Source organism: Daejeonella oryzae DSM 19973 (assembly GCF_000422945.1).
GTDB classification, from domain to species: domain Bacteria; phylum Bacteroidota; class Bacteroidia; order Sphingobacteriales; family Sphingobacteriaceae; genus Daejeonella; species Daejeonella oryzae.
On record NZ_KE383964.1, the window covers coordinates 424,973 to 444,272 of the forward strand.

15 protein-coding genes are annotated in these 19,300 nt (G+C 37.6%); 2 read left to right on the top strand and 13 right to left on the bottom strand.

All coding sequences use genetic code 11. From position 1 onward, the window contains the following. Nucleotides 1-41: 41 nt before the first annotated feature. Together G521_RS0115075 and G521_RS0115080 are read left to right on the top strand one after the other, a co-directional pair. Nucleotides 42-1,286: a hypothetical protein gene (locus G521_RS0115075; protein WP_026899260.1), complete on the top strand. Its 1,245-nt coding sequence runs from the start codon at nucleotides 42-44 to the stop codon at nucleotides 1,284-1,286. Nucleotides 1,287-1,629: 343 nt separating this feature from the next. Then, nucleotides 1,630-5,931 (top strand): hybrid sensor histidine kinase/response regulator, encoded by a 4,302-nt coding sequence (locus G521_RS0115080; RefSeq protein WP_026899261.1) that lies wholly within the window; start codon nucleotides 1,630-1,632, stop codon nucleotides 5,929-5,931. Nucleotides 5,932-5,966: 35 nt separating this feature from the next. Here G521_RS0115080 and G521_RS0115085 read toward each other — a convergent pair whose 3' ends face one another. From G521_RS0115085 to G521_RS0115145, 13 genes are all read right to left on the bottom strand, one after another. After that, nucleotides 5,967-6,842 (bottom strand): ribose-phosphate pyrophosphokinase, encoded by an 876-nt coding sequence (locus G521_RS0115085; RefSeq protein WP_026899262.1) that lies wholly within the window; start codon nucleotides 6,840-6,842, stop codon nucleotides 5,967-5,969. A gap of 56 nt (nucleotides 6,843-6,898) precedes the next feature. After that, the gene (locus tag G521_RS0115090) at nucleotides 6,899-8,398 is read right to left on the bottom strand and encodes a thymidine phosphorylase family protein (RefSeq protein ID WP_026899263.1); all 1,500 of its coding nucleotides are present in this window, start codon (nucleotides 8,396-8,398) and stop codon (nucleotides 6,899-6,901) included. Beyond that, nucleotides 8,398-9,762, bottom strand: a complete 1,365-nt coding sequence (locus G521_RS0115095; protein ID WP_026899264.1) for an MBL fold metallo-hydrolase RNA specificity domain-containing protein — start codon at nucleotides 9,760-9,762, stop codon at nucleotides 8,398-8,400. Before G521_RS0115095 ends, G521_RS0115090 begins: the two co-directional genes overlap by 1 nt. Nucleotides 9,763-9,840: 78 nt before the next feature. After that, nucleotides 9,841-10,683 carry a restriction endonuclease gene (locus G521_RS0115100; RefSeq protein ID WP_026899265.1) on the bottom strand — a complete coding sequence of 281 codons (843 nt, stop codon included), beginning with the start codon at nucleotides 10,681-10,683 and terminating at the stop codon, nucleotides 9,841-9,843. Nucleotides 10,684-10,929: 246 nt separating this feature from the next. Continuing rightward, nucleotides 10,930-11,385: a DsrE family protein gene (locus G521_RS0115105; protein WP_026899266.1), complete on the bottom strand. Its 456-nt coding sequence runs from the start codon at nucleotides 11,383-11,385 to the stop codon at nucleotides 10,930-10,932. A gap of 93 nt (nucleotides 11,386-11,478) precedes the next feature. Further along, nucleotides 11,479-13,209, bottom strand: a complete 1,731-nt coding sequence (locus tag G521_RS0115110; RefSeq protein WP_081675097.1) for a bifunctional metallophosphatase/5'-nucleotidase — start codon at nucleotides 13,207-13,209, stop codon at nucleotides 11,479-11,481. A gap of 50 nt (nucleotides 13,210-13,259) precedes the next feature. Further along, nucleotides 13,260-14,345, bottom strand: coding sequence for a c-type cytochrome (locus tag G521_RS0115115; RefSeq protein ID WP_026899268.1), 1,086 nt, complete (start codon nucleotides 14,343-14,345; stop codon nucleotides 13,260-13,262). Between the two features lie 337 nt (nucleotides 14,346-14,682). Then, nucleotides 14,683-15,312, bottom strand: coding sequence for a Crp/Fnr family transcriptional regulator (locus G521_RS0115120; RefSeq protein WP_026899269.1), 630 nt, complete (start codon nucleotides 15,310-15,312; stop codon nucleotides 14,683-14,685). A gap of 6 nt (nucleotides 15,313-15,318) precedes the next feature. Continuing rightward, nucleotides 15,319-16,743, bottom strand: coding sequence for an OprD family outer membrane porin (locus G521_RS0115125; RefSeq protein WP_026899270.1), 1,425 nt, complete (start codon nucleotides 16,741-16,743; stop codon nucleotides 15,319-15,321). Nucleotides 16,744-16,932: 189 nt separating this feature from the next. Continuing rightward, the gene (locus tag G521_RS0115130) at nucleotides 16,933-17,346 is read right to left on the bottom strand and encodes a DUF6691 family protein (RefSeq protein WP_026899271.1); all 414 of its coding nucleotides are present in this window, start codon (nucleotides 17,344-17,346) and stop codon (nucleotides 16,933-16,935) included. A 4-nt stretch (nucleotides 17,347-17,350) separates the two neighbouring features. Next, nucleotides 17,351-17,908, bottom strand: coding sequence for a YeeE/YedE family protein (locus G521_RS0115135; RefSeq protein WP_026899272.1), 558 nt, complete (start codon nucleotides 17,906-17,908; stop codon nucleotides 17,351-17,353). Nucleotides 17,909-17,910: 2 nt separating this feature from the next. Next, nucleotides 17,911-18,753, bottom strand: a complete 843-nt coding sequence (locus tag G521_RS0115140; RefSeq protein WP_026899273.1) for a universal stress protein — start codon at nucleotides 18,751-18,753, stop codon at nucleotides 17,911-17,913. Nucleotides 18,754-18,867: 114 nt separating this feature from the next. After that, complete coding sequence (locus tag G521_RS0115145; protein ID WP_026899274.1) at nucleotides 18,868-19,179, bottom strand: rhodanese-like domain-containing protein; 312 nt, start codon at nucleotides 19,177-19,179, stop codon at nucleotides 18,868-18,870. Nucleotides 19,180-19,300: the final 121 nt, after the last annotated feature.

Consider the following 19,300-nt stretch of genomic DNA (forward strand, 5'->3'; position numbering starts at 1 on the left):
ATGATATTAAGAACTTAAAAACCAATTAAAATATAAAAATCATGAAAGACGAAATCTTAAATAATCTGAACGACCCAGGTCAACTTGAAAAACTTTACCGCAGCAGCAAAGCCTCTTTTAAGAGAGAGTTTGGAATACTATATCCGGAACTTAAAGGCAATCTAGTCGCCAGTTTCTGGAACGAGAGACTGAATTACGAAAATGATGAAATCAGCTGGGGTTCTGGCAGAGATTTAATATTTGTGATTGTTGCTGTGCTTTTCGCCGGCACTATTGCAAAACTTCCTGTGTATTTAAATATAAATGAAGATTATTTTTATCCCAGAAATATAGGTTTTATTATTTTTCCGGTGCTAGCTGCCTTTTTTGCCTGGAAGAATAATTTATCGAAAATGAAAATTGGACTTATTGCAGGTTTAATGGTTCTTGCTTTAATTTTCATCAATTCCCTTCCAGATGTTAAAAAAAGCGATACCTTAATTTTATCATGCATTCATTTACTCTTATTTCTATGGTCGATACTTGGATTTGCTTTTGTGGGTTCGATCAAAAATAGTGATGACAGGCGTCTCGGCTATTTAAAATATAATGGTGATCTTTTAGTCATAACCACACTTATTGTTATAGCTGGAGCAATTCTTACCGGGATTACTATTGGTCTTTTCTCATTAATCGGGTTTAATATTGAAGAATTTTATTTTAAAAATATTGTTGTTTTCGGCCTGCCTGCTGCCCCAATAATAGGCACATATCTTACTCAAAGTAATCCTCAGCTGGTAGGTAAAGTTTCGCCCGTAATTGCAAAAATTTTCAGTCCTCTTGTATTAGTAATGCTGGTAATTTATCTGGTGGCAATGGTTTATTCAGGAAAAGATCCGTACAATGACCGGGAGTTTTTATTGATTTTTAATGCTTTGTTGATTGGGGTAATGGCCATTATATTCTTTTCTGTTGCCGAAACATCCAAATCAGTTAAAAGTAAACCGGAAGTCTGGATTCTTTTTCTACTTTCAATCGTAACCATTTTGGTGAACGGCATTGCCTTGTCAGCCATTTTGTTCCGAATTGCAGAATGGGGAATTACCCCAAACAGGGCTGCTGTTTTGGGTAGCAATGTTTTAATTCTGGTAAATCTCTTCCTGGTAGCAGCACAACTTTATAGAGTACTTTCAAAAAAAGCCGGTATTAGCGAAGTCGGAAAATCCATTGCATCCTATCTGCCCATCTATTTCCTGTGGACCATAATCGTCACTTTTATTTTCCCATTAATATTTGGATTTAAATAACTTAAGCCGTTCCTAATCCGTATGCGATTCTGAAGAAAAACCAGAATAAACTAATTTTTAAAATTAAGTATCGGACTGAAGATTTAGGAGTTAATGAAAGGTGGATGGATTAAGTAATTACTGATTTTATTGGAATTTCTTTCAACAGATTTTCGATATTTCAGTGAATTATACAGAATACTTTCCTCACTATCAATATCTTCTCCGATAATTAAGAATTAGTTAATTTTAAATTAATAACTATTCTAGTTTTTTCATAGTATTACTGACAATTCTTTACTTGAACTTCGTATTCATAATAGCGTATAAGATTAAGAATTACTAAAAAATATCAGGGGATTAAATGGGATTTCTTAAAAAAGCAGTTTTACTGTTTACGCTTTTAGCTGGGATAAATAATGTTTTTTCCCAGCAGAAAAGTAAATATACATTCTCTTACCTCAGTACAGATGAGGGCCTTTCACAAAGTAATGTAACCTGCGTGCTGCAGGATTTTCAGGGTTTTATCTGGTTGGGTACACAGGATGGACTGAATAAATACGATGGTTCAAAATTTAAAATTTACAGAAATAATCCAGATAAGCCTTCCAGTCTAAGTGCAAATTATATAACAGCACTCCTGGAAGATAAGCACCAAAATTTATGGGTCGCAACTCAGGGCGGAGGATTAAATAAATTTGATCGTAAAAAGAATGAATTCAGGCATTACGAGTTTGATTCAAAAAAAGTAAATGGGTTAAGCAGCAATAACATTAAAACAATTTTTGAGGATCAAAACGGAAATATCTGGATTGGCACCAATGATGCCGGCATCAGCGTTTTAAATCCCGAAAAAAATACTTTCACAAATTTTAAAAATCAACAGGGTGTTGTTAATAGTTTAAGTGATAACCGGGTTAATGCCATTTATCAGGAGAAAAGCGGAGCTGTTTATATCGGTACAAGTAATGGCTTAAATCGCTTTGATCCGCGAAAGAAAAATTTTAACCATTATGCTTTTGGTGCTGAAAAGAGTTCGGCCAGCCTAAAAATAAATGCAATTTTAGAAGACAGCCGGGGCAATCTGTGGGTTGGGTTGGATCAGGGCGGCGGGCTTAATCGTCTTAACCGGGGAGACAATTCATTTACCCGGTTTCTTCATCAGGATAAAAATCCAAATAGCCTGATTCTGAATGATGTTACGGAATTGATAGAAGACAGTAAAGGCAATATTTGGATCGGAACCAGGAACGGCGGCTTAGACATTCTCGATCAGAATTTGAATTTTACAAATCTTCAGAAAGATGATTCGAATCCAACCTCACTAAACAGCAATTCTATACATTCGCTCTATCGCGATCATTCTGATAATATTTGGGTAGGTACCTATTCCGGCGGAGTAAATATTCATTTTGATTTTAAAGAAAATTTCGACTTGATAAAAACGCTGCCCACCAGAGTAAATAGTTTAAGTCACAATGAAATTCTGTCAGTTCTGGAAGATAAACAAGGTTATTTGTGGATCGGTACGGATGGGGGAGGTTTAAATCGATTCGACCGTAAAAACAATACTTTCAAACATTTTAAAAGAAATGATCAGGATTCTCATTCGATAAAAGATAATGTAATTCTTTCTTTAGCGGAGGATAAGAACGGAACTATTTACATTGGAACTTTGGACAACGGTGTAATGCTGAAACCGGCAAATTCAAATTCATTTAACAAATTAAATATCGACTGGCCAGAATTCGGGCCGGGAAAGCTATCGTCTCCAATGACTTTGTATGCTGATAGCAAGGGTAAATTATGGATAGGAACCTGGGGCGGTGGGTTAATTTACTATGACCCCCTTAATAAAAGTAGTAAAACTTATAGTTTAGCTGAAAATGGAAAGCGTTCAAAATATTCCATCAAATCAAATATAATTTTCTCAATTTACGAAGACAGATCACAAAATATCTGGATTGGTACCGAAGCAAATGGTCTGAGCGTGCTCAATCAAAAAACCGGGGCAATAACAAACTATTCTCCTAATCGTCAAAATCATAACAGTTTAAGCGGAGGTCAGATTAATGCTTTTGTTGAAGATCAGCAAGGTAATATCTGGATTGCCACAAATAAAGGATTAAATCTTTTCGACAAAGTTTCCAGGACTTTTTCGGCTTTCCGGGTTAAAGACGGTTTGCCAAATGATGTGGTGCAGGGAATTTTGGATGATGGAAAAGGAAATCTTTGGCTCAGCACCAATAAGGGGATTTCTAAATTCAATATCAAATCTAAAATCTTCAGAAATTATAATAAAAGCGATGGATTGCAGGGAAATGAATTTAAGCGCCGCTCGTTTTTCAAAAGTTCTTCAGGGGAAATGTTTTTTGGAGGAAGTAATGGTTTAAACGCTTTTTTCACTGATAAAATTAAAGATAATCAGTTCCTGCCTCCGGTTTTCATCACCAATTTTCAAATATTTAACAAAGATATTACGGTAGGAGATAAAAATTCCCCTTTATCACAGGCCATTACAGAAACCAGAGAAATTGTTCTTCCTTATTTTCAATCATCCATAGCTTTTGAATTTGCGGCTTTAAATTTTTACAAATCAGACAACAACCAATATGCATACAAGCTCGAAGGATTTGACAAAGACTGGATTTATGCCGGCACCAAAAAAACTGTTGCGTACACCAATGTCGATCCGGGAGAATATACTTTTATGGTTAAAGCTTCTAATAACGACGGCATATGGAATGAAGAAGGTAGCTCTGTAAAGCTGGTAATTAATCCGCCTTTTTGGGGAACCTGGTATTTCAAAGTTTTGACAGTATTATTAATTTTTGGAGGAGCTTATTATTACAATTTATATAGGATAAGAGCCATTCAAAAGCATAATGACGAACTTGAGAAAAAGGTTAAAGAAAGAACTGAAAAAATATGGGAGCAGTCTGAATATTTGCAATCTTTAAACGAAGAATTACTTTGCCAGTCAGAAGAATTGCAAACACAGTCAGAGGAGCTTCATTCTCAATCCACGCATTTGCAGGTGCTTAATGAGGAATTAATTTCTCAAAAAGAACAGGAATATAAAGCTCGGCAGGATGCAGAAAAGGCTACCCTGGCAAAAAGTGTATTTCTGGCTACCATGAGTCATGAAATAAGAACACCGATGAACGGTGTGATTGGTATGGCTTCACTTCTTGCAGGGACTGATTTAAGCGAAGAACAGGATGAATATGTAAAAATTATCAATACCAGCGGTGAAGCTCTGATCGGAGTAATCGACCATATTCTTGATTTCTCTAAAATCGAGTCCGGGAGCATGGAAATTGAATACAAGGATTTTAATCTACGTCACTGTATTGAAAATGTGATGGACGTATTTTCAGATAAAGCAGCAAAGCAGCAAATCGATTTAATTTACGATCTGGATCGTCAGTTGCCTGTTATAATTCAAGGAGATAGTTTCAGGCTGAGACAAATTCTCATTAATTTTATTGGCAACGCATTAAAGTTTACGCATAAAGGTGAGGTGTGTTTGCAGGTAAAACTTCAGGATAATTCAACAGGCGATCTCAGTATTTTATTTGTTCTTAAAGATACAGGTATCGGTATTCCTGAAAATAAACTTTCACGTCTTTTTAAAGCTTTTTCTCAGGTTGACTCTTCTACCACCCGAAAATATGGCGGAACAGGCCTGGGATTAGTTATCAGCGAAAAACTTATAGATTTAATGGGTGGTAAGGTAGAAGTGAGCAGTAAGGAAGGTGTGGGAACTACTTTTAGCTTTACAATCAAAAGTAAGCTGGCAGAAAATTCTGTTCTTCCAGATGATCAGCTTGACTTAACATGCACAAAAGGAAAGCGTGTGTTGCTTGTGGATGATAATGTAAATAGCCTTTCTATTCTAAAATCGCAGCTTCAGAGTATTCATTTGCAGGTAATTACTGCATCATCAGCTAAAATGGCCTTGGGTATTTTAAAGCGGGATGTAAAGTTTGATCTTATCGTAACCGACATGCAAATGCCCGAAATGGACGGCTTGGGTTTAGCAGGCAGGTTGAAAATAAAAGTACCGCATATTCCTGTTATTCTTTTAAGTGCGGTGGGTGACGAGTCTAAAACAAAACATCCCGATCTTTTTAATGCTGTACTTACCAAGCCGGTTAAAGAAAGTCAGTTGTTTGCTGTGCTTCAATCAGAGTTACAATCCGAAAATAAAAAACCTGTCGAAATAAAGGCCAACAGCAGCATTCTCAATGAAGATTTTGCACAATTATATCCATTAAATATTCTGATCGCAGAAGATAATCTGATAAATCAAAAACTGGCAACCAGAATTTTGTACAAACTCGGCTACAAAACTGTTGTTGCAAATAATGGGCTGGAAGCTGTGGAAATGCTGAAAAAAACTCCTTTTGATGTTATTCTAATGGATATGCAAATGCCTGAGATGGATGGGTTAGAGGCTACCGCAATGATTAGAAAAACATCGGATCATCAGCCACAGATCATAGCTATGACCGCTAACGCCTTACCCGAAGATCGTGAAGCGTGCATTCAGAGCGGGATGAACAATTATATTTCTAAGCCCATTAATCTGGAAATATTAGTTGATATTTTGCGGGACACAGCTTTGCTGATCAATACCGAGAATTGCGTAGTAGAAATTTGAGTTGATAGTTTTACTATTCAGATTTAAAATATCTTTTAATCAATATTCCTGGCCAGTAAATGGCTAATGTCAATGAGGTTCGATTGATGAGCAATGCTGTTGGTAGTAATTATTTCTCCGGCTCCGTTTTTTCTCAACTCATCAAAAGAATTCCCGGCAAAAATTGCATGTACAGCAATGCAAGCCGGTGCAGTCATTCCTGTTTTTCTTAAAAGCCTCACCGTTTGGATCATGGTGCCAGCAGTTGAAATAATATCATCCACAATAACAGGCGTATGGTTTTTATATTTTTTGATTTCAGGTAAGGTAATTTGTACGTCCCGGTCACCAAGCCTGATTTTTTTAAGAATGAGATAAGGAGCCGCGGCATTTTTTGCTATTTCTGAAACCCATTGTTCGCTTTCTTCATCGGGCCCGATGAGTAGCGGATTTAAAATATGGCTTTTAATATATTCTGAAATTAGGGGAGAAGCGTGAATTACTTTACAGGGAATTGAATAAATTTCAGAAAGTGAATTTCTGCGATGCAGGTGCGGGTCAATGGTAATTAGCTCATCGGCGAAGCCGGAAATAAGTTTTGCAAAATAATCAGAAGTAATTCCTTCGCCCGTTTTAAAAGATTTATCCTGTCGCATGTAAGCCAGGTATGGAGCAACCAGGCAAATTGAATTTGCGCCCAATGATTTTAACGTTTTTGCAAGAAAATATAAGGGTATTATTTTCTTATCCGGATAATCCATTGTGCAAACAATAATTGCTTTCTTATTTTCCACACTGCTTTCAACCCGCAAATAGGTTTCCCCGTCGGGGAAATGACTGATAACTAATTTGCCCAAATTCGTTTGTAAAAACCCGGCTATTTCTTCTGCAAAGAATTGATTCCCGGGTAAGGCAAGTACAATATAATCCATTTTTCAATCAGCTTATTTTAAAAATATATAAATTGATTCAGGTTTATTATTACTGTTTATTGAATGGTAATAATATTATTATTGTCTTTCATATATTCCAAAGCATAATTCAGTTCTCCGGTTGCTTCTGCGTAAACGGTAAATAAAACATCACCTTTATTGACTTTTTTCCCTAGCGGAGAATGAAATAAAATACCAGCCGAAGCTGATCTGGGAGCACCCGCCAATTTTGCTATCCGGGCAAGTTTTCGATTATCAACAGCTTTAACAATTCCTCCTTTTTCTGAAAGTACATCTTGTTTAAACCGGGCATACGCAGGTTCTTTAAATCCTCCCTGCTTGTGGCAAATGGATATAAATTTGGATAATGCTTTCCCACTTTTCAGGATAGTTTCTGCCTGCTTTTTTCCCGTTCCAACCGCAAACTGACCGGATAATTCCAGTAATTCTCCGGCAAGCCAGATAGCAGTTTCCTTTAAATCCATAGGAGCAAATTCCTGATTTCTAAGTACAGAAAGTACGTCTAAAGCTTCCAGCGAAGGGCCAATTCCTCTGCCCACCGGCTGGGAGCCATCGGTTAATACAACTTTCACTTTTAAGCCGATCGCATTTCCAACAGCTTCGAAGTAAGATTGAAGCAATAGCGCTTCTTCAGCAGACCTGACTTTGGCAGTATCTCCCACAGGAATATCAATTAATACGTGAGTTGCACCTGCAGCTACTTTCTTGGATAAAACAGATGCAATCATTTGTCCGCCACTATCTACTTCCAAAGCTTTTTCCACAGAAATCAGTATATCATCAGCCGGACTTAGTTGTACGGCTCCGCCCCAAACTATACAGCCATTTTCCTGGCCAACCACCTGTTTAATTTCTGCCAGACTAAGATTTACGGGAGACATTGTTTCCATTGTATCTGCGGTTCCGGCAGGTGAGGTAATGGCTCTTGACGATGTTTTTGGTATGGTTAATCCGGCTGCGGCCACAATACTCACAATAATAGGTGTTGTCCGGTTACCCGGAAGACCGCCTACGCAATGTTTATCTAAGATAATTTTATTATTCCATTGAATTCTCTGACCTGTATTAATCATCGCCTTTGTTAAGCCGATTATCTCGTTTTTGGAAAGATTGTCTCCGGCGCATGCCGATATAAATGCCGCCAGTTCAATGTTGGAATACATTCCTGCCGCTATATCAGAAATGATTTCAGCAAACTCCTGCTCGCTTAATTCTTTATCGTATAGTTTGGCCCTTACCAGACTCAGCGAACTAATATGCTTTAAATGCGAAACGCTGATTAACTCCCCGTCATTAACACCCAGCCTTTTCATAGCTTCCATAGATAAGCCTGCCTCTCCGGATGAAAGCAAATCAGAATGAACTACGTTCAGCGTTGCGATAATGCTTTTTGAATTAAAGTGAACAACTATTCTTTTTAATGCGGTAAATCCCTCAGAAAGACATACCTGGCAATCTGCCCGCATAAAAATGATATTTTCCCGATAGGTATCAATCCCAATATTTTTTGCTTTTAATTGCTGCGGTTTATTCATTAGACGTCAATTTTTTGATTTAACGAAGGAATGATAGAGTTCCAGCCATATACATCTTTTATTTTTACTCTTAATGAATCTGCAGATTGCGGCTCACCATGAACGATGAAAATATATTCGGGCTTTTGCTTTAAAAGACTCAGCCAGTCTATTAACTCTTTTTGATCTGCATGGGCTGATAAACCCTGCAGGTTTTCGATGCTGGCATTTACTGTATAATATTTGCCGTATAATTTCACTTCATTTGCTCCTTCAAGCAACTGCCTTCCCCGCGTACCTTCGGCCTGGAATCCTACCAGTAATATGGTGGCTGAAGGATCTTCCAGATATTTTTGAAAATAATTAAGAACGCGGCCGCCAGATCCCATTCCTCCGCCTGCAATAACAATCTTCGAACTATTATCCGCCACTAATTTTACAGAATCCTTAACTGTTTTTACGCATCGTATTTCCCGGCACATTTCTTTGCACTGATCGGCGCTGAGGCGGTGCCAGTTGGTATTGTTGAGAAAAATATCCAGGACCTTATTTCCCATCGGGCTATCCATGTACACCGGTATGTTTGCTATTTTACCCGTTTTTCTTAATTGCCAGATCAGGTACATGAGCATTTGGGTTCGCTCAACTGCAAAACTCGGGATAATAACAATTCCTTTCTTTTCAAAGGAATTATTAATTATCGAGGCTAAATTATCTTCAGAATTTCTGGGGTGAAGGCGTCCGCCGTAGGTTGATTCTATGAATAAAACAGTTGCTTCTTCAGGTTTTTTGGGAGCATACATCAGCGGGTCAACCTCCCGGCCAATATCTCCCGAAAAAACAAGTAATTTTTTGCCGATTTTCAATTCAATAAAAGTGGATCCAATAATATGTCCGTTGTATCTGAACCGGCAATGAATGTCATCATCTATTTTTAGCCATTCATCCGGAGGCTGAGGAGAAAAATGCGGTACTGTATTTTTTACATCTTCTGATGTGTATAATGGTTTTGCGGGATTATGCTTTGAATATCCATTTTCATTTGCTCTTTTGGCATCCTCTTCCTGGATTCTGGCACTATCCTGCAATATAATTTCTGCGACTTCAAGGGTTGGAGAAGTCCCCCATATCTTACCTTTATAACCCGCATTAACAAGTTTTGGTAAATAACCAACATGATCCAGATGGCCATGAGTCAGGAGAATGACATCAATGAGTGAAGGATTTATCTCAAGTTCTTCCCAATTTAATAAGCGGAGTTTTTTGATTCCCTGAAATAAACCGCAGTCCACTAGGATATTTTTCTGATGCGTTTTAATAAGGTATTTTGAGCCTGTCACCGTTCCCGCGGCACCTAAAAAACTAATCTCAATGTTATTATTCATAGATATTATTTTAGTTATTCCCAGAACAGATGACAAACTGAGGATATCAGTTCCCTAATTTTTATTTCCGCTTTTAAGTTAATTATGACAAAGCTGATGACCTTCTTCAAGAATCAGGGGAATGCGGGAAGGTTTTATTCCGATGTCACTCAGGTAATATTCTCGATCACAGATTTCTTTGCACAAAACAATGTTTTTATCCAGCAATTGCTGCTTTTCGAATTTGGAAAGCGTAGTAAGGCAGGTAATCGGATATAGTTCAAGCATGTCAATCTGATCTTTTAAACTATTTTTTTTGGGATAATCCCATCCAAGCATCTGTAGCCCGGCACAGATTCCATATTGGATTGCATCGTGGGTGAACCGGGTATTAGTAACCACCCAGCCCTGATGAATTTTATGGGCATGACCCGGAATCTGAATCCATTTTTGTTCCACATCCTTAAACCTTGACTGAATGTAAAGCGGGATTTTTACGTCACAAACAATTCCGGGCTGATTATGATATTTGCATTCGATCATAAAATAATGATCTTCTTTTTCAGCTATTACATCTATCTCATGATACACACATTTGCCTTTTACAATTTCCCCTAGTTTTATGGAGTACCCCTGGTGTTTTAATATTTCCCCAATAAATTTTTCAAAAGGATAGCCCGAAGGCCCCAGTTCCATAATGGCTCCTTTTAAATGATATTTTGCAGCCAGGTGACCCGAGCGTTCCCGGAGAAGATTATGAGCAATACGATAAATTTTTTTTGTAGAAATTCCTTCGTACAATTTTGGCTTTAATTCATTTAGAATTAATTGGGCCTGTTCTTCATCAGCCCCTGCATTTATCAGTGATCGCTTAAATTTTTCGGTAGAAAATGTGACTTTCAGTCCGCTGGCTTTGGTTATGATCAGGTCGCTTGATTTCATAGGCAGACTTCTTTAGTAAAGGAGCGGAATCCGGTATACAAATATTTACATATCAAACTGTGCCTAAGATGACCATCGTCATAACATGCGATGATTTAAAAACGTGATTATAAATAAATATGCCTTACCTGCGAAATGAAAGGGATGACGAAGGTCGCTGTGAAATATTAATCACTGCGAATGCAGAAATAATAGTTATAAAGAGTAGAGTTTTACTAATAATGAAGATTAAAACAAAAAGGATTTTTACAGATTCAGTATTGCCCATCCCTGGGAGTGTCTGATAATTATTTCTCCGTTAGCACTGGGAACGTAGGAGATGAATGAGAATAAACTACTCTTTTCAATTTTTCTTTGAATTAATGTGTTTTCACATTGGGCAAGGATAACTCCTTTAGTAAGCAAATCTGTAAGTCTCTCTTCAAATGGGCCACTCTTTTCAAACAATTTTACTCCATCGCCAAAGGCAACTAATTCAATTTCCAGTTTACCTTTCAACCGGGGATCGGCCATTGCATTTTTAATATTCCTAAGTATTCCGGAAATTTTCTTTTCATCACCGTTATTGAGGACATATAAAGCTTTATAATTAGAAAGGGTTGCTTCTGCTCCTGTAAAAACATGATTTTGTGTCTGTGCAGATGCAGGTGCAGTAAACATGAAAAAACAAGCGGTTACTATCAGGATGGATAATTTCTTCATAAGAATAGTATTTGGTAAGAATTAATAAAACGGGAATGATTTTAATGATGCGTTATAATAAATAAATCAGGTGGTTTATTTATTCACAAGATGCTAAATAAATTTATAATCGTAACCTTCTAACTGAGATAATAAGTCAGCCGGCTGATCTGTTGCCGTAACTCTTCCTTCAATTTTTGGAGATACCGGCGAATGTACCGCAAGATACTCGGTTAAGATTTGGTGCAGCGAAGAATTTAGCTTTCTGGCACTCTTTACATTTTCCACACGGCATAAAGTATCATCAGGATCGCCCTCTCTTTCGCAGGCCACAATGCTGTACATTTTTTCCTTATCTATTTTTTTGCCTTTGACTTTTACCCAATTCAGCCGTTTGCCTTTTTCATTATATGCCGTAAAATTTATTTCCATGCCGCAGAATCGTACCACCCATCCTCCGAAACGTTCCGCAGGATTATCGGCAAACACATTGTGCAGTTCTTTTTCAAGCCATTCCCATAATTGCTGACCCGAAATTTCACCTTCTTTTGCAATGCTTTCTACAGGAAGCATGCTCCATAAAAATTCATAAGTGATCTCTGCTAAACCCGTTTTCGCATCCGGAATTAAAGGCGGACAAAAACGAAACCCGTTGCTTAATGCTATATCCGGTTTGAATTTCCACATAATCGCATCGGTAATCATATTATCCATTGGATTTTCTAAAACGTAATACCTCACCAATGGAACCCTGCTTTTCCCAATTACTTTATCCAGTTCTTTTTTATAAGGATCTCTTGCTTTTAAAACCAAATCCATCATTTCCTGATCGGGCTTATATATTTCCGGGTCAACATCTAAAAGCTGGTAATTATGATCTTTTATTTTCCCGTCTTCCAGAACTATATCCAGTTTGGAAATGAATGAGCCAAAAGCACCCGGTTCGGTAACCCTTGTGTACCTGGCATCGATAGGTTTTCGAACACGTTCATGCGTATCAGCACCCAAAATATAATCCACACCCTCAATCTCCTGATTATTTCCCAGATCTACCTGCTGAGCCAAACCCATATGCGTTACAAGAAAAACCATTTCGCATTTTTCATATTTTCTCAGAATACGAACATATTTTGCAACGTTTAATTCCGGTTTGGTAAATTTAATTCCCTCGCTGTACGCAGGAGACTGACGTTTTGGTGTTAAAGGATCGTTATAGCCTATAAATCCAATTTTTAAGCTGCCCATATTGCTTGTCCAATATGGAGGATACATTAAGTCGCCATTCTCATTATCTTTTGTATCGTGGAACATATTGGCGCAAATTTTTTGGGCCTGGTAAAATCCCATATCCTCACGCATTATTTCTTTCCCATATACAACTTCCCAGTTTCCGGGCAAAACCAGATCATACCCAATATTATTTATCAGGGGCACAATAGCTTTGCCTTCGCTCAATGCTGCAACGGCGCCACCCTGAAAGCAATCGCCACCGTCAATAATTAACGTGTTATCCGGATTTTGTGATTTAAGCGTATGCAGCATAGTTTTGAGAACTGCAAATCCGCCTCTTTTTTTATAAACTTCTTTCTCATTCTCCCAAAAGAATTCATCATGGGTATAAAGCTGGGCATGTATATCCGCCGTATGAAGCAAAGTAATGCGTTTAGCTTTACCTTGCTGCAAAGTTTTACTTTTCAGGATTTCCTGTTCATGATTTATATCTCCGGTTATTGCTGATGCAACCTGCGGTAACCCGCTTAAGGCTAAGCCGGCCATGCCTACGGTTTTGATAAAATTGCGACGCTCAGTATGGCAATTGCAGGTTTCGGAATTAGGCATAGTCATAATTAATCTTTTTAAAATTTGATTACCAGCATTTGCATGAAGAATTAGAATTATTTACCGCCGGTTTTCGAGGCTTTAACAATCGGGTCATACGGGCCGTATTTGTGTTGTTTTGCCGAAAATTTATCAGCGTATGGACCGAACGGGAAATCGAACGGTTTTTTTGAAGTGTCTTTCCAGTCGCCGCTTTGATCTTTATGAGGCCGCGGCATAGAATTTACATAGGCAGCCACATCCCAAGCTTCTTCATCACTTAGCTGCTGATTTTCGTGAGTAGCGCCTAATGGCATATTATTTTTCACGTAGCCAGAGAATCCGGACAAACGAAATAAACCTGCGCCATCATTATAACTATTTTTTCCCCAGAGGGGAGGATAGAGATATCCGGTTTGCTCGGGATTGGCTAAGCCTTCACCATTTTTACCATGGCAAGACTGACATTTACCGGAATAAACTACCGCACCTTTTTTAGGGTCTGCAGCCCGGTCAAGAAAGGCAAGCTTTTCTAAGCCGGCACCTGCCGGAATTTTACCTTTTTCTATACCGGTTCCAAGCCATTTCATATAAGCAAGCATAGCTTTCATCTCTTTGCTTGTACTATCCAGCGCCTTCCCATTTAAACTGCGTTCAAAACAGTCGTTAATTCTTTTTACAGTAGATTCTTTAGTGCCGGAGCGGGCCCTGAATTTGGGATACGTAGAATAAACGGCCGAGTAATTATTCCCCCAGGGTTTTGTTCCTGCATCGAGATGACAGTTTTGACAATTCATTCCGTTGCTGATACTGGCAACTTTGCCTTTGGGACCCAAATATGTAGATGTATGGGCAATTAATTCCTTACCATAAAGGATTATTTCCCCTTCTGTTCCCGAGGGCAGCGTACTTTCATCCGGGGCGGTCCATAACGCACTTGCTACATTAGTTTTAGTATTCTCTATTGCAGGAGAACTGGCTTCAGTAACTGGAACTTGAGGAGTGGATTGCAATTGATCTGCTGATCTTTCATCCGTTCCTGACTCAAATAGGATACTTATAAAAATACCTGCAACAACTAAGAAAAGTACAGAAATGATTATTACCGAGCGGGATACGCTGATTATAGCTTTTTCAACTTCATTTTGCTTATTGTGAGGCATTTTGAATTATTCTTAAGATGTAAAGCACTTATAAATTTCTATTTACTCATGCAGAATTATATAAATAAAGTTATAATACACGTGAACAATCATTTGTAACAAAAGTCACATAGCAAAGGTTACCGAAGAATAGGTATTTGAACAAACCCGGAAGATGTTCATTTTTAAATTAAAAGATAGGTTTATCTGTTTAACTAATTCTGCTAAAATTGACTGAAGCCTTTAATCAACAGAAATAAATTTCTTAGCTTAAATTTAAGCAATGGATTTTTGAAAAAGAATAGAAAATACGCTTAGGAATTCTGCATATCCAGGTCTCTACAGAAAAAATAGTTAATTAAAATTCTTTAAGGAGTTTTATTTCGTTCCGGTAAAGTAAAATTTTGCCATCATTTTCTAATTGTTTTAGCAGACGGGAAACAACTACTCTTGATGTGGCCAATTCATCGGCAATTAAATAATGAGAAACTTTAATAACACTCGAGCCGGAAAGACGCTGTTTTTCTCTGAGATAGGAGATAAGCCGTTCATCAAGTTTATGAAAAGCAATGCTCTCAATTGATTTAAGTAATTCTAAGAAACGTTCATTAAAACTGCGCATAATGTAGTTTTTCCAGCTGGGATATTTACAAAGCCATTCATCCAGTTTAGTATGCGGAATGGCGATCAGTTCCACATCATCTTCGGCAATTGCCTTTACTTCACTTTTTTTGGCTTCTACGCAGCAACTATAGGCCATTGAACAGCTTTCGTTGCTCGACAAATAATAAAGTAATATTTCTTTTCCGTTTTCATCCATGCGCAGCACTTTGATATTGCCATTGACAATGATGGGCATCATACGGATGTATTTACCATAATCCATGATAATATCACCTTCTTTATAATGCTTTAACTCACCAAACTCCTGCATTTCTTTAACAAGCGCAGGTTCAAAAGTCGAATCGAAAGTTGCTGTATTATTCATAGGATCTTAGAAATGATAATTTAACACAAAATTATATTGAAGTATATTTACTTTATTAATTTCAAAACGGGTGTTGTCGTACGTTTTACCATTATTAATTTTTCCTGCAATCAGGAATTGAGCTTCAAGGCCTTTAAACGTTCCTGTAAAAGAATATCGGGCATCGGCATTAATCTGTGTATACGAAGGTAAGCCATACTTATTTAACTTGTAGTTTTTTACGTCGGGCATTTGATAATAACCTGCTGACAAAGATGTGTTCATCCCTGAGCGGGGAATATTATAATTCACTTTTGCCATAAAAGCATGAACATCACCAAATCCCTCATTTCGTTCCCTTGGAAGAAAGGTAAAAAAAGGCTCTCGTCCCCATTCACGGGGCATTAAATAGCGTCCATGAGCTGTGATCCGATTGTAGTTTAAGCTGGCTTCAAATATCTTATTTCTCCAACCGGCTCTTGTACCTAAAGAAACGGCTTTACCTCCTTTTTCAAAATAGGTTCTGGCAGCATCCGGATTTCCTCCATCATTCACCGCATCCTGTCTGATCAGCTGTGCGGAAGCAAATACTGAACTTTTGTTTTTAATAGGGAACATCAAATCTGCCTGCAGCATAGCGGTGTTAAAAACATTTTCGGAGAATAGGTCCCAGGCCTGAAGTTTTAAGTTATTGATGTTTGTGCTAATTCCTAAAATAGCAGCAGATTTACTTTCAATAGAATTTAGGTATGCTGATTTTGTTCCGTCTGTATTTAAACCAGCCGGATAAATTCCCATTGATTCACCTGTGTTATACCATTTTGTAGTTCCTCTCGGAGAAATAGCGTAGAGCCAGCCACCCTCAATTTTTGTATTTTTAATCTCGTTGAATTCTATATACAGACCTTCTACTCCTGTAGAGCGCATTCGCCCATCCTGTAAATTAATGAAAGGAGTATTAATTAACTGCCGGCCTGCAGTTGCTGAAGATTTTTTATAATTGTATTTGAGATGTACTTCTTCTAAACGGGTGATGAATTTTTTATTAGCCGGATCCTGAATATCAAAAAGAGAAGATTCATAGCGGTTTAATTGCCCTGTTACAGAGTCGGCTAAGGTAAAGTCGGAAGAGCCCATATTGTAAATGTATGATCCGCTTAGAGCAAGCTGAAAGCCATGTAAGGGTGCGGTTTCATAACGAATGCTGCCACCAACCGCATTTGCATAATAATCCGTCAGGCCCTTTTTATTATCAGTTGCCATAAAAAAGTATCTGAAGTGGCCATCGATCTGAGCCTTTTTTAAAGCCGAAAGTAAAGAAGTCGAGTCTACATTTTTAAGCCCTTCGCTTTTCTCAATTTCAGATTGCTCAGCAATTTCCTGATTTTGTGCAAAGAGCATAGTTCCGCCGGTAAATAATATTAGCATTACTGCTAACATGATTTTTTTCATTTTTATCGAGTTTAGAAAAAGGGAAGAATGTTTACAGAACATGGTCCGAAAACAAACATCCCGGAACAATACTCCGTGTTTCAGAATTAATTCCGGGAGGTTAATAAAATGGAATATGGGGCTTTTGAGATCCCCATATATAAACAATATTTGATGCTGATTTCCTGACTGAAAAGATTAGTTTGAAAATTAATGAGGCAATTTATCTCTCAATAATCCATACAAATATGTTCCAACCAGCGCAAAGAAAAATACAATAATCATGGACAGGAAACCGTAGCCGATGTTTACGACCATGGGTCCGGGGCAGGCACCGCTTAATGCCCAGCCAAGTCCAAAGATTGATCCTCCTAAAAGATAGCGTGTAACTGATTTTTCCTTTGGAGCAAATACGATCGGGTTACCGTGGAAATCCCTGATTTTATATTTTTTAATTAACGCAACGCCAATTACGCCCAGAATTACGGCAGTACCAATAATTCCATACATGTGAAAGGATTGAAAACGGAACATTTCCTGTATCCGGAACCATGAAATGGCTTCTGATTTAGCCATTGCAATGCCGAAGACTATACCGAGTAAGCCAAATTTTAAAAATTTCATAGTATTAAAATATTAATGGGAATATTAAAAATGTCATTATTAAACCGCCTGCAAAAAATCCGATTACAGCAATAAGAGAGGGAACCTGCAGGTCAGATAGACCGCTGATTGCATGCCCTGATGTACAGCCGCCCGCATAACGTGATCCGAAGCCCACCATTAATCCTCCTAAAGCCAAAACAAGAAATCCCTTCAGTGAAAAAACAGCCTCCATGCTGAATAATTCTGCCGGTTGTAATGAAGCAGGAGCAGCAAAGCCTAACTGATTTAAATCTGTTATTGTTGCTTGCGAAATTTGTACCGGCGCATCGGTAGAGAGATAATGTTTGGCTAAAAAGCCACCGATAATAGCACCAACCAGAAATACCAGGTTCCAGATTTGTGATTTCCAGTTAAAGTCAAAAAATTTAACCTTTTTACCCAGGCCGCTTGCAGCACAGATGGTTCTTAAGTTTGATGAAAAGCCAAATGATTGTCCGAAATATAAAAGGAAAAACATGATTCCGGCTATCAGAGCCCCTGAGAACCACCATGACCAGGTTTGTGTTATGATATCTATCATGATTATTTAGTGTTATTTAAATGAAATGAAATAATGGGCTTGAACAAGTGATTGATCAATTTTTCGGTTGCACTTTGATGGAACATTCCACCTTTTCCGTGTGTACCGATACAAATCAGATCCATATTATTCATTTGGTTAAAATGAATTACGCCGTTCTCTACATCCTTATCATTGATCAAATGACATTCGTAATTTGTAATATTATTAAGCTCCGCAAATTTTTTCATATTTGATTCAACCGTAGCCAAATCTCCCTGTGTACTACCGCTTGTTATTTGTAGCAAATGTAGCTTGATGCCAAATGCATTGATCAGTTTATGCAAAAGAGATATGTCTTCTTTTACCGGATTGCTGAAATTATATACTAATAAAATATTGCTGATTATAAGATCCGAGCGATCGCACATCAGGGAAAGCAATGGAGTTTTAGACTTGCGGGCTATCACCTGTGTTTCTGATCCTGATAATTTTTCTTTTAAACCCCATGCGCCTTTTGTACCCATTACTATTAAATCAAAATGATTTATTTCTGAGAATTTTAAAATAGCATCTGTTGTTTTTCCAAGTACCAAATGGGTTTGAATCTGATCTCCGTACAGGCTCTTCAGATTTGCTAATTTTCTTTCAGCTATTTCTTTTTGCTTTAAAACGTAGTTGATGTCAATTTCTCCGCAAGTTCTGATTTCGCCATTAGCATCAATTGTTACGGTGTCAGGCACTTCTAAAACATGTAGAAAGTTAATTTCAATGTCTGATTTTTCTTCAAGCTTTTTTACCATCAGGTAAGCAAATTCTGCCTGAACTGAGAAATCGGTAGGGATAAGTATTTTTAAACTTTCCATATAATTTGTTGATTTAGATTATTTGATGGCAAATTAGCATCAATTCTTAAGCAGACTTTTTTCAAATCCGGATGATGTCAATATATTCCGGTAATGTTTTTAAAGCGGGGAGTATTATTTAACAAATTGCTTTATATCTTCCCAGGTACCGCCATTCACTACATTTTTAAACCCATTCTGTTCTAAAATTGCTTTTGCCTGGCCGCTTCTGTTGCCACTGCGACAGAAAACAACAATGTTTTTCTTGTCTTTAAATTGCTCTAATTGTGCGGGTACAATATCCAGAGGGATATTTACTGAACCTGGTACATGGCCTTCGGCAAATTCACCCCGACTTCTTACATCCACTAAAAATGCTCCTTCTTCAATAATGTTTTTTAGATCTACTGGTTCTGAACCACCGAATATCTGTTTAAATATGTTCATTTTTTTAAAATTTAAATTGTTGAATTGTAAATTATATCATATATGCTGTTTATCCAATCAGGCCCTTTATCCATCCGGCTTTGCCGTTTATTAAGTGAAATTATTTATGATCTTACCTGGA

Bases quoted from the DNA above. Each gene is read 5' to 3' on its own strand.
- G521_RS0115075 (WP_026899260.1), top strand. From the start codon at position 42: ATGAAAGACGAAATCTTAAATAATCTGAACGACCCAGGTCAACTTGAA.
- G521_RS0115080 (WP_026899261.1), top strand. From the start codon at position 1,630: ATGGGATTTCTTAAAAAAGCAGTTTTACTGTTTACGCTTTTAGCTGGG.
- G521_RS0115085 (WP_026899262.1), bottom strand. From the start codon at position 6,842: ATGGATTATATTGTACTTGCCTTACCCGGGAATCAATTCTTTGCAGAA.
- G521_RS0115090 (WP_026899263.1), bottom strand. From the start codon at position 8,398: ATGAATAAACCGCAGCAATTAAAAGCAAAAAATATTGGGATTGATACC.
- G521_RS0115095 (WP_026899264.1), bottom strand. From the start codon at position 9,762: ATGAATAATAACATTGAGATTAGTTTTTTAGGTGCCGCGGGAACGGTG.
- G521_RS0115100 (WP_026899265.1), bottom strand. From the start codon at position 10,683: ATGAAATCAAGCGACCTGATCATAACCAAAGCCAGCGGACTGAAAGTC.
- G521_RS0115105 (WP_026899266.1), bottom strand. From the start codon at position 11,385: ATGAAGAAATTATCCATCCTGATAGTAACCGCTTGTTTTTTCATGTTT.
- G521_RS0115110 (WP_081675097.1), bottom strand. From the start codon at position 13,209: ATGACTATGCCTAATTCCGAAACCTGCAATTGCCATACTGAGCGTCGC.
- G521_RS0115115 (WP_026899268.1), bottom strand. From the start codon at position 14,345: ATGCCTCACAATAAGCAAAATGAAGTTGAAAAAGCTATAATCAGCGTA.
- G521_RS0115120 (WP_026899269.1), bottom strand. From the start codon at position 15,312: ATGAATAATACAGCAACTTTCGATTCGACTTTTGAACCTGCGCTTGTT.
- G521_RS0115125 (WP_026899270.1), bottom strand. From the start codon at position 16,743: ATGAAAAAAATCATGTTAGCAGTAATGCTAATATTATTTACCGGCGGA.
- G521_RS0115130 (WP_026899271.1), bottom strand. From the start codon at position 17,346: ATGAAATTTTTAAAATTTGGCTTACTCGGTATAGTCTTCGGCATTGCA.
- G521_RS0115135 (WP_026899272.1), bottom strand. From the start codon at position 17,908: ATGATAGATATCATAACACAAACCTGGTCATGGTGGTTCTCAGGGGCT.
- G521_RS0115140 (WP_026899273.1), bottom strand. From the start codon at position 18,753: ATGGAAAGTTTAAAAATACTTATCCCTACCGATTTCTCAGTTCAGGCA.
- G521_RS0115145 (WP_026899274.1), bottom strand. From the start codon at position 19,179: ATGAACATATTTAAACAGATATTCGGTGGTTCAGAACCAGTAGATCTA.